The organism is Treponema sp. (assembly GCF_045657965.1).
Taxonomy (GTDB): Bacteria; Spirochaetota; Spirochaetia; order Treponematales; family Treponemataceae; genus Treponema_D.
In genome coordinates, this window is record NZ_JAZOUG010000004.1 from 1 (window position 1) to 2,877 (window position 2,877).

2 protein-coding genes are annotated in these 2,877 nt (G+C 40.1%); one reads left to right on the forward strand and one right to left on the reverse strand.

Features of this window, described 5'->3' with window-relative positions; genetic code table 11:
* The first annotated feature begins 112 nt into the window (after positions 1-112).
* Entirely contained in the window at positions 113-1,396 is a 1,284-nt protein-coding gene (locus tag ACKI5B_RS00090; protein WP_407424916.1) for an O-acetylhomoserine aminocarboxypropyltransferase/cysteine synthase family protein, read from the forward strand.
* Here ACKI5B_RS00090 and ACKI5B_RS00095 read toward each other — a convergent pair.
* The coding region (locus ACKI5B_RS00095; RefSeq protein ID WP_407424917.1) for an EAL domain-containing protein at positions 1,397-2,877 on the reverse strand (1,481 nt) is incomplete at its 5' end.

The following is a 2,877-nucleotide window of genomic DNA, read 5'->3' on the forward strand; positions in this document are numbered from 1 at the left end:
AAAAAAAATTAAAAAAAAGTTTAATAACATATTGACATAGTAGGTAAAAAAAAATATATTGTAGTTACCTACTAGGATAGTAGGAATAGATAAATACAGGAGAATTAAAATTATGGCAAATTACAAATTCGAAACATTACAGTTACACGTTGGACAGGAACAGGCTGATCCTGCAACAGATTCACGTGCAGTTCCTATCTATCAGACAACATCATATGTATTCCACAACTCTAAGCACGCAGCTGACCGTTTTGGTCTTGCTGATGCCGGAAACATTTACGGTCGTTTGACAAACTCAACACAGGATGTTCTTGAAAAACGAGTTGCTGCCCTTGAAGGCGGTGTTGCAGCTCTGGCAGTTGCTTCAGGAGCGGCTGCCATCACATACACAATTGAAGCACTTGCCCAGAAAGGTGACCACATTGTAGCGCAGAAGACAATTTACGGCGGTACATATAACCTTCTTTCACATACTTTGAGCGGATTCGGTGTTGAAACAACTTTTGTTGATGCTCATAACCTGGCTGAAGTTGAAGGCGCAATCAAAGAAAACACAAAGGCAATTTATCTTGAAACACTCGGAAACCCGAACTCAGACATTCCTGACATCGATAAAATCGCAGAAATCGCTCACAAACACGGACTTCCTCTTGTAATCGACAACACTTTCGGAACTCCTTATCTTATCCGTCCGATTGAACATGGTGCAGACATTGTTGTTCATTCTGCTACAAAGTTCCTTGGCGGACACGGTACAACTTTAGGCGGCATTATCGTTGATTCAGGAAAATTTGACTGGAAGAAGAGCGGCAAATATGCTCCGATAGCTGCACCTAATCCGAGCTACCACGGCATTTCATTTGCTGATGCTGTAGGACCTGCTGCTTTTGTAACTTACATCCGTGCTATTCTGCTCCGCGACCAGGGGGCTGCAATCAGTCCGTTCAATGCATTCCTTCTTCTGCAGGGGGTTGAGACACTCTCACTCCGTCTTGAACGCCATGTTGAAAACACAAAGAAAGTCGTTGAATTCCTTAGTAAACATCCGCAGGTTCAGAAAGTAAATCATCCTTCTCTTAAGGATCATCCTGACCACGCCCTTTATGAGAAATACTTCCCGAACGGCGGTGCTTCAATCTTCACGTTCGAAATTAAGGGCGGAAAGGATGCTGCATGGAAGTTTATCGACAACCTTAAGATTTTCAGCCTGCTTGCAAATGTCGCTGACGTAAAATCGCTCGTAATTCATCCGGCTACAACAACACATTCACAGCTTTCTGATGCTGAGCTTGCTGACCAGGGAATCTCACAGAGCACAATCCGCCTTTCAATCGGTACAGAGCATGTTGATGATATCATCGCTGATTTGGAAGAAGGATTTAAGGCAGCAAAGTAATCAGATTCTGATTCCGACAATGAGCTTGTCTTCGCCGTTTTCTTTGACGAGGGCAGCTCTTGTACTTGACTGCTTGACTTCGCCTGCTATTATAAGTTTGTATTTTCGGGCGAAAATACCGTTTTCTTCGATTTCTTTAAGAATCTTTTCTTTTACGAAATCGTTTTGAAATTTTTTTACATCTTCAGGAATAAAACTTTTTTCTGCATTTTTGCGGGAAAGTGCAAAAAAATCTTTACCCTGTTTTTCAATTCCGAGTTTTTCATAGTCTTTTGAAGCATTATATTCTGTAAATTCTTCAGTTTTCGGGTTAACGATATACATACAGACAAAATCTCCGGAAAGTGCCATGAGACGGTTGAAAATAGTTTCGTCCTGCTTTGCTTTTTCGAGAAGATTTTTCTGTTTTACCTGAGCATCTATGTTGCTTAATGCGATAATGATGTTGGTTTTATTCATCTGCATTATCTTCATATTGATGTATACAGGTACGCCTTCTTTTACCATGCGGAAACTTAACGAGAATTTACCGTTTTCGTTAAGTTCGTTAATGATATTTTCTTTTGTAAAGACTGTTTTGAAATTTTCCAGATCTTCAGGATAAATGATTTTTAAAATTGCTTTAAACTCCGTTTCAAAACATTTTTCACCGTGCCGTTCTGTTGAAAGAAGTTCTTCACCTGCAATGGAAGAATATTCTGTAAACTGGTCAGTTTCTGTGTTTACATAGAACAGCCTGAAATAATCGGCAGAAAGTGCCTTGGCAATATTTGCGTATGTTGTGCCCTGATCGGCATCCATAATCATAAGTACGCCTACAGCAACAGAAACTTTTTTTGTTACAGGGTTTTCAGAAAGCTTACGGATAAAATAGTTTGCTATTGAGCCATCAGGTAAAGATTCATCTACAAATGTGCGTTTGCCGTCTTCTGCGACTTTCTGAACTACGCGCATAAATGATGAGCCGCCGCTCTGTAATACCAGTGAAATAGGAACTTCTTTGTCTGTAACTGCTACCCCGAAAAAACGTTTGAAGAAATTTCTGTATGACTGGTTAGTCCGCACAAAGCGTACAACATCCTTTGAAACTTCCAGAATTGCCATAGGTATCATGTTGAAGATATTGTTGAAATCCTGTTCGTTTTCATAGGTAATGACAGCAAGATCATGAAGGTTTACCCTGCCGATTGTTTCGAAATATTGCGTTTCTTCCGGATTTTCAAAACCGAGTGAATTAGGATCGTTAATTTTACTGAGTACTTCTGTGAACGGGATAGGCTTGCCGTAGTAAAACCCCTGAATTTTTGAACAGCCTATTTCACGCAGGAACTGAATCTGCTCTTCAGTTTCAACACCTTCGCAAACAGTGTCGGCGCCGATTGAAAATGGCATTTTCATGAGTTCTGCCAGAATAACTTTGCCTTTATTTTTTTCGTTAAACTGCCTCATAAAACTCATATCGAATTTAATCAGGTCGAATG